The sequence below is a fragment of the Streptomyces genisteinicus genome (assembly GCF_014489615.1).
Classification (GTDB): Bacteria; Actinomycetota; Actinomycetes; order Streptomycetales; family Streptomycetaceae; genus Streptomyces; species Streptomyces genisteinicus.
Map to the genome: position 1 here is coordinate 5,087,825 of NZ_CP060825.1, position 8,829 is coordinate 5,096,653.

Below are 8,829 nucleotides of genomic sequence, written 5' to 3' on the forward strand. Positions count from 1 at the left end.
GGGGAACATGCCGCGTGCGATGACACGTGCACGACGCGGAGTGGGCGCGCTGGCGATCGCCGGTGCCGTCGCACTCCTCGGACAGGCGGTGGCGCCGGGGGCTCCGGCCGCCGCCGCCACCGGCTGCGCGGGGGCGCAGCACGACTTCAACGGGGACGGGATCCGCGACACGGTGATCGCCGACCCGGAGGCCACGGTCGCCGGCAAGGAACGCGCCGGACAGATCCACATCGTCTACGGCGGGGACAAGGGCACCTTCCTGCTCTCCCAGGAGTCGCCGAACGTCTCCGACGGTGCCGAGGAGGGCGACCAGTTCGGCTTCTCGTACGCCGTCTACGACGCCAACCTCGACGGATGCAGCGACATCGCCGTAGGCATCCCGTTCGAGGACGTCGGCACCGTCAAGGACGCCGGACTCGTCCACCTCGTCTACGGCTCGACCGCGGGCGTCACCGGCGGGACCAGCTCCATCGGCTTCCGCCAGGGCTCCGACGGCAAGCTCGCGGGCGGCTACGAGGCCGAGGACTGGGTCGGCTACGCCGTCGCCGCCGGCCGCTCGGCCACCAACATCCCCTTCCTGGTCATCGGCGCCCCCGGCGAGGACGGCGGCGAGGGCAAGGACATGGGCATGTTCCACTACGTCTACGGCGTCACCTACGGCGTGGCCCACGTCGCCCAGGACAGCACCGGCGTCTGGGAGGACCCGGAGCCCAACGACCGCTTCGGCGCCTCGATCGCCGCCACCGACCGGCACTTCGTCGTCGGCGCGCCCGGCGAGTCGATGGTGACCAGCAGCGGCAACCGGGAGTTCGCCGGCGGCGTCGTCGCCTTCCGGCCGTCCATCAACACCTACGGCATCCCCGACCCGCTGTTCGGCATGGGCCAGGGCCGCACCGGCACCGCCGACACCGCCGCCCAGAGCGACGACCAGTACGGCGCCGCCCTGGCGATGGCGCCCTACCGGCCCGCCGGGGCCACCTCGAACACCGACTCGCTCCTCGCGGTCGGCGTCCCCGGGGAGGACCTCGCGACCACCGTCGACGCCGGTGCCGTGCACACGTACCACATCAAGGCGGACGGCACCGTCACACCGCTGACCTGGATCGACCAGAACCAGCCCGGTGTCGAGGGGGAGGCCGAGCCCGGCGACTTCTTCGGCCGGCGGCTCGCCGCGGTCAACACCTCCCCGTCCGCGCCCGGCACGGCGGCCACCATGCGGCTGGCCGTCGGCGTGCCCGGCGAGGAGGAGACCGAGGAGTTCCCGGAGGAGGGCGGGGTCCAGATCCTGCCGCTGCTCGGCGACCCGGGCGCCGGCGACGTCCGGCTCTCCCCGGGCCACGGGGTCCCGGCCGCCGTCCGCGCCCCCCGCACGCTCCTCGGCCTCGGCCTCGGCGCGAGCCCCACGGCGCTGTACGTCGGCGTCCCCTACGGCCCCGCCGAGAACCGGGCCGTCCACGCCTTCCCGTGGAACACGCCCGACGGCGGCGCGCCGACCCGGACCTGGCGCCCCGGCGAGGGCGGCATCCCGGCGGCGAACACCGCCTTCGGAGCACTCCTGAGCTGACCGACCGGCCGCCCCTCCGGCACCCGGCCGGTGCCCGCCGTCCCCGGCGGGCCCGCCCGGAGTCCCGGGGCGGCCGAGCCCTGCCCGGCTCCGTCCCGTCCGGCACGCTCCCGCCCCCGCGCTCGACCGCGGGCCGGTGACCGTGCGCCAGGAACGGGGCCGCCCCGGGCAGCCGGCCCGCCGGTGCACCGTCACCCGCACTCTCCAGGCCCACCCCGGGCAGCGACGCCCGGGGGCCGGGGCCCGGGGACGCGTGTGCCGGGAGCCGGCCGCGGCCGGCCGGCCGCACCCGAAGGGGGCAGCGGCGCCACCACGGACCCCGGCCGACGAGCCGGTACCGCACCAGGGGAGGGACCCACCTCAGTGATCAGACCGCTCCGCCCGCGAACGCGGGCGATACGACGACGAACGGCGCTCGCCTCAGGGGCGTTCGTCCTGACGGCCGCGGCGCTCGGGCTCGGCCCGGTGTCCCCGGCCGCCGCCGCGGCGGCCGCCTGCACCGGCGCCGAGTCCGACTTCAACGGCGACGGCATCCGCGACACCGCCATCGCCGACCCGGAGGCGACGGTCAACGGCATGCCCGGCGCCGGCGTCGTGCACATCGACTACGGCGGCGGCAAGGGCACCATGGTCCTGTCGCAGGAGACCGCCGGCGTCCCCGGCGGTGCCGAGGCCGACGACCGGTACGGCTTCGCGCTCGCGGTCTACGACGCCGACCGCGACGGATGCAGCGACCTCGCCGTCGGCATCCCCTACGAGGACCTGGACACGCCGGACGCCGGTCTCGTGCAGATCGTCTACGGCTCCACCGCCGGACTGAACGGCGGCAAGGCGGTGCGGGAGTACAAGCAGGGCGAGGGCGCCCCGCTCGGCGGCGGCGCCGAGGCCGGCGACTGGACCGGATACGCCCTGGCCGGCGGCAGGACCTCCGCGGGCGCCTCCTACCTCCTGATCGGCGCGCCCGGCGAGGACATCGGCACCGCCGCGGACACCGGAGGCGTCTTCTACGTCCAGAACGACGCCGCCACCGCCGTCGGCACCCACCAGGACACCACGGCAGCGGGTGCCGTGCCGGGCGTCGGGGAGAACGACGACCGCTTCGGCGCCTCCCTCGCGGCCACCCCGACCCACTTCGCGGTCGGCGCCCCCGGCGAGGCCCTCGGCACCGCCACCTTCGCCGGCGCCGCGACCGTGTTCAGCCACACGGTCACGTCCGGGTACCCCAAGCCGCTCTTCGGCATGGGCCAGGACCAGGACACCATCGCCGGCGCCGAGGAGGTCGGCGACGGCTTCGGCACCGCCCTGGCGATGGTCCCGTACCGGGCCTCCGGAGCCACCTCGACCACCGAGTCGCTGCTCGCCGTCGGCGTGCCCGGCGAGGACCTCAAGTCCACCGTCGACGCCGGAGCCGTGCAGATCTTCCGGATCGGCGCGACCTCCTTCACCGAGACGACGTGGATCGAGCAGGACAGCGCCGACGTCGAGCAGGAGAGCGAGGCGGGCGACTTCTTCGGACAGCGCCTGGCCGCCGTCAACACCTCGCCCAACACCACCACCACCGGCACCACCGCGCGGCTCGCGATCGGTGTGCCGGGCGAGGAGTCGGCCGAGGAGCACCAGGAGAAGGGCGGTGTCCACATCGTCCCGATGGTCGGCGCGCCCGGCGCCTCGGACGCCTGGATCGACCCGGGCTGGGGCATCCCCGGTGAGCCCGCCGCCACGCAGCTCGCCGGCCTGAGCCTGTCGGGCAGCACGGCCGGACTCCTCGTCGGCATGCCCTACGGCCCGGCGGGCGGCCACGCCGTCCACCTCTTCCCCTGGAACACCGTCAACGGCGGTTTCCCCAGCCGGACGTTCAAGCCCGGCGAGAACGGCATCCCCGCGGGCGACACCGCCTTCGGCGCCACGGTCCGCTGATGAACCACAAGGAGCACGGACAGATGTCCAGACGCACACCACGCGGCATCCTGCTGCGCGCCGCGGTCGCCGCGGTCGCCGCGGGCGCCGTCCTCACGGGCGGTTTCCACGCCCTGCCGCAGGACGCTCCGGCGCCCGGCGCGGAGCCGAAGCAGGAGGCGGTGGGCACCGGCACGCCGGTGCAGACGGAGGCCGAGGCACTGGCGGTCGCGAAGAAGAGCAACAAGCAGGTCGAGATCCTCGGCATGCGCAACGCGCGCCGCGAGATCTACGCCCAGCCGGACGGCACGTTCACGGCCCGCGAGTACACCGACCCCATCCGCACGTTCCAGAGCGGTTCGTGGGTCGACATCGACCGCACCCTGCGGCGGGCGGCCGACGGCAGCGTGGCGCCGAAGGCGACGGCGGTGGGTCTGAAGTTCTCCGACGGCACGGCCGGCGAGCCGTTCGTCACCATGAACCAGGCGGGCCGCGAGCTGTCGCTGACCTGGCCGCACGGCAAGCTGGCCGCGCCGGTCCTCGACGGCGACACCGCGACCTACCGCGACGCGCTGCCCGGTGTGGACCTCGCGGTGCGCGCCGAGGCGGACGGCTTCGGCCATCTGCTGATCGTCAAGACCCCGGAGGCTGCGGCCGATCCGCGCCTGGCGCGGATCGACCTCGGCGTGAAGGCCGACGGGCTGAAGATCGGCGAGGACGCGAACGGCGCGCTGAAGGCCGAGGACGCGGCGGTCGGCGGCACCGTCTTCGAGGCGGGCAAGCCGGTCATGTGGGACTCGGCCGCCGTCAAGGAGGCCGCCGCCAGGAAGCAGGGCCCGAAGGCGGTCTCCAAGGCGCTCGCCGCGGCCACCGCGGACGCGGACCCGGCTCCGTCGATCGCGCCCGAGCCGGCGCTCGCCGGTCCCGGCGGCGGCGGGAAGACCTCGCCGCTCGGCGTGGAGATCGGCAGGGGGAAGCTGTCGCTGGTCCCCGACCAGAAGCTCCTCACGGGCAAGGACACCGTCTTCCCGGTCGTCATCGACCCGCTCCAGCGCACCACCTCGCGCAGCGCGTGGACCGGCATCATGTCGGGCATGCCGGGCGAGCAGGACTGGAAGTACTCCGGCAGCGCCGGCGCGGGCAAGTGCCCGACCGACTACAGCCCGGTGTCCTGCAACGGTGTCGGCGTGCGCCGGCTGCTGTTCACCATGGGGATGTCGTTCTACAAGGGCAAGCAGATCCTCGGCGCGTCGTTCTCGGCGCGGGTCGAGCACATCTACAGCGCCTCGCCGACCGCCGAGCCGATCCGGCTCTACCGCATCGGCGGCAAGAACTACAGCATCACCTCCTCGACGGACTGGAACAGCACCAAGGACGACTGGGCCGACCACATCGGCACCGTCGACAAGGCGATCTCGCCGACCAGTTGCACCAGCCAGGCCAATCTGCACTTCGAGGGCGGCGCGACGGGTGAGCTGACGAGCGAGGTGAAGACCGCGGCGGCCGAGGGCTGGTCCACGATGACGCTGGGTCTGCGCGCCCAGGACGAGGGCCGGCTGGCCGAGTGGAAGCGGATCTGCGGCAACGCGTACCTGTCGATCGACTACAACAACCTGCCGCGGAAGATCACCTCGCTGTCGCAGAACCCGGGCGGCGTGTGCACCTCCGGCGCCGGGCGCCCCTACGCGGAGAAGCCCCCGCAGCTCCAGGCCATCGCCAGCGACCCGGACCACACCTCCAGCACCACCGACAAGGTGAAGGTCGAGTTCAAGGTCGACTGGACGGACCCGGTGACGAAGGAGGCCAAGAGCTACACGTACCTCACACCGTCGTGGCTGGCGCCGACGTCGGGCACCAGGTTCACCCACACCGTGAAGTCGTCGATCCCGCAGAACACCGTCATCTACTGGAGCGCACGCGCCACCGACGGTGACGGGTACGGCCCCTGGAGCTACGACGGGGACACCGTGCGCTGCGAGTTCATGTACGACGCCACCCTGCCGGGCAAGCCCAACGTGCTCTCCAAGCAGTACCCGTCGGACAGCGTCTACCACGACGGCGTCGGCACCTACGGCTCGTTCACCTTCACGCCCAACCCCAACGACAGCGTCCCGGACACCGACATCGTCGAGTACCGGTACGCCTTCGACAGCACCGCCACCCCGGTCACCACCGTGCCCGCCACCTCCGCGGGCGGTCCCGCGACGGTGACCTGGATGCCGACGCGCTCCGGACGCCACTGGGTCGACGTGATCGCCGTCGACAAGGCGAAGAACCCGAGCACCAAGGCGCACTACGAGTTCCTCGTCACCGAGGGCACCCCGGTGGCCGGTCAGTGGAACCTCGCCGACGCCGCCACCAGCACCGAGGCGCACGACGAGACCGGCGTCTTCGCCGCCGACGCCGGCACCGGCGTCACCTTCGGCGTCGAGGGTCCCGGCGGCAAGGCCGACGCGGCCGCCCGCTTCGACGGCACCGCCGGCGCCTACGCCGACGTCAACGAGACCGTCCTCGACTCCTCGGAGAGCTTCAGCGTCAGCGCCTGGGTCCGCCCCAAGGGCACCCCGACCCGTGACATGGCGGTCGTCAGCCAGGACGGCACCGGCGAGCCCGGCTTCACCCTCGGCTACGACCAGACCGCCGGCACCTGGGCGTTCTCCGTCCCGGTGACCGACGTCGACTCGCTCGGCGAGTGGAAGGCCGTCGCCACCGGCGTCACCGTCGTGCCCGACCAGTGGGTCCTGCTCACCGGTGTGTACGACGCCACCAAGTCCGAACTGCGGCTCTACATCAACAAGGACTCCAAGGGCACGGCGTCCCGCCGTTCGGTGTGGAAGTCCTACGGCCCGCTCCAGATCGGGCGCTCCACCGCGAAGAGCGGCTACCGCGACAACTTCGCCGGCGACCTCGCCGAGGTCCGGGTCTTCGACCGCGTCCTGCCCGCCGCCCAGGTGGCGGAGATGATGACGGTCAAGCCCGAGCGCAAGAACTACTGGCAGCTCGACACGGCCAACGGCACCGCGTCCCCGGACACCGGCACCGGCCAGGCCCTGACGCTGGCGGGCAACTCCCGGATCATGCCCGCGCCGACCGACCCGCTGTCGCCCGACCCGTTCCCGATGGTCGGCGCGGGTCACCTGCTGCTCGACGGCGACGGGGACTACGCGTCCACGGCCACCGCCCCGGTCACCGGCGCGGCCAGCTTCACACTGACCGCCCGCACCATGCTCACCACGATCGACCCGGAGAAGGCGCAGACCGTCCTCTCCCTGCCGGGCAAGGCCGCCAACCGCCTCGCCGTCCGCTACCGTCCCGCCGCCGACGAGACCACGCCCCCCATGTGGGAGCTCGCGGTCTCCGAGACCGACGCCGCCGGCGCCACGGTGAAGACGTTCAGCGACGACCAGGAACTGCCGGACACCGACCCGGCCGGCCAGCACCTGGCCGTCGTCTACGACGCCTTCGCCAACGAGATCCGGCTGTACGTGAACGGCATGCTCGCCGACATCGCGCACGGCACCGACGACACCCTGTGGGCCGCCACCGGCGCCCTCCAGGTCGGCCGTTCGGCCCTCGGCGGCGGCAGCGAGTACTTCGCCGGCGCCGTCGACGAGGTCCGCGTCTACAGCGGAGCCGCCGACAGGACCGCGGTCCAGCAGATGGCCAACCCGATGGCCCTGCCGGAGATGTAGGTCCCCCGAGGGGCGGGTGGGACGGCCGTGCCGTCCCGCCCGCCCCCTCTTCTTCCGCCCGGAATCAGCCCGGGCCGCCCGCGGGACGGGCGGTCCCGGGGGAGGGACTCCACCCGATGAACCGACCGACCCGCCCGCAGCCGCGGGCGGCACGACGGCGGACCGCGCTCGCCGCGAGCGCCGCCGTCCTCGCCCTCTCCTCCCTCGGCCTCGCGCCCGGCGCGACGGCCGCGGCGGCCGCCTGCCCGGGCGCCGAGTCCGACTTCAACGGCGACGGCATCCGCGACACCGCCGTCGCCGACCCCGAGGCCACCGTCACCGGACACGCCCGTGCCGGACTGGTCCGGATCGTCTACGGCGGCGGCAAGGGCACCTACGAACTCAGCCAGGACGCGCCGGGCATCCCCGGCGGGGCCGAGGCGGGAGACCGGTACGGCTTCGCCCTCGCGGTCTACGACGCCGACCTCGACGGCTGCGCCGACCTCGCGGTGGGCGCCCCGTACGAGGACATCTCCACCAACGCCGACGCCGGAGCCGTCCACATCGTCTACGGCTCCGCAGCGGGCTTCAACGGCGGCAGGGCGCCCAAGGAACACCTCCAGGGCGCGGGCACCACCATCGGGGGCGCCGCCGAACCGGGCGACTGGCTGGGCTGGGCGCTCGTCGCGGGCAGGACCTCGGCGGGCACGCCCTACCTCGTCGCCGGCGTGCCGGGCGAGTCGACCGGTCTCACGTCGGCGGAGGACGCCGGCGGCTTCGTCTACATCCACGGCACCGCGCAGACCGTCGTCGGTGTGATCAGCCAGGACGTCGAGACCGGGGGCGCCGTCCCCGGTGTCTCCGAGGTGGACGACCGGTTCGGCGCCTCGCTCGCCGCCACCCCCACGCACTTCGCCGTCGGCTCCCCGGGCGAGGGCGTCGGCACGGCGCCGTTCGCCGGCGGGGTCGCGGTCTTCAGCCACACCCTGGTCTCCGGGCACCCGAAGCCGCTCGTCGGCATGGCCCAGGACCAGGCGGCCGTCGCCGGTGCCGAGGAGCCGGGCGACGGCTTCGGCACCGCCCTGGCGATGGTCCCGTACCGGCCCTCGGGCGCGACCTCGACCACCGAGGTGCTGCTCGCCGTCGGCAGCCCCGGCGAGGATCTGAACACCACTGTGGACGCCGGAGCCGTGCAGGTCTTCCGGATCAGCGCGAGCGGCGCCTTCACCGAGACCATGTGGGTCGAGCAGAACACGGCGGACGTGGAACAGGAGGGCGAGGCGGGCGACTTCTTCGGCCAGCGCCTCGCCGCCGTCAACACCTCGCCCAATACCACCACCACGGGGACGACCGCCCGGCTCGCGATCGGTGTGCCCGGCGAGGAGTCGGCCGAGGAGCACCGCGAGAAGGGCGGTGTCCACATCGTCCCGATGGTCGGCGCGCCCGGCGTCTCGGACGCCTGGATCGACCCGGGCTGGGGCATCCCCGGCACCCCGGCTCCCCTCCAGCTCGCGGGCCTGAGCCTCTCGGGATCGACGGCCGGTCTGTACGTCGGCATGCCGTACGGCGCCGAGGGCCACGCCGTCCACCTCTTCCCCTGGAACACCGCCAACGGCGGCGCCCCCGGCCAGTCGTTCAGGCCGGGCGAAGGCGGCATCCCCGCGGGCGACACCGCCTTCGGCGCCACGGTCCGCTGAC

The 8,829-nt window shown here is 73.8% G+C and carries 4 protein-coding genes; all 4 read left to right on the forward strand.

Going from position 1 to position 8,829, the window contains the following annotated elements; genetic code table 11:
- Positions 1 to 19: 19 nt before the first annotated feature.
- The 4 genes from IAG43_RS35000 (at position 20) to IAG43_RS22265 (ending at position 8,828) form a co-directional block, all read left to right on the forward strand.
- The gene (locus IAG43_RS35000; protein ID WP_281403974.1) at positions 20 to 1,564 is read left to right on the forward strand and encodes a VCBS repeat-containing protein; all 1,545 of its coding nucleotides are present in this window, start codon (positions 20 to 22) and stop codon (positions 1,562 to 1,564) included.
- Positions 1,565 to 1,927: 363 nt separating this feature from the next.
- Positions 1,928 to 3,481, forward strand: a complete 1,554-nt coding sequence (locus IAG43_RS22255) for a VCBS repeat-containing protein (RefSeq protein ID WP_246574502.1) — start codon at positions 1,928 to 1,930, stop codon at positions 3,479 to 3,481.
- Between the two features lie 23 nt (positions 3,482 to 3,504).
- Complete coding sequence (locus tag IAG43_RS22260) at positions 3,505 to 7,152, forward strand: LamG domain-containing protein (RefSeq protein WP_187742460.1); 3,648 nt, start codon at positions 3,505 to 3,507, stop codon at positions 7,150 to 7,152.
- 116 nt (positions 7,153 to 7,268) lie between these two features.
- Positions 7,269 to 8,828 (forward strand): VCBS repeat-containing protein, encoded by a 1,560-nt coding sequence (locus IAG43_RS22265; RefSeq protein WP_223005959.1) that lies wholly within the window; start codon positions 7,269 to 7,271, stop codon positions 8,826 to 8,828.
- Position 8,829: the final 1 nt, after the last annotated feature.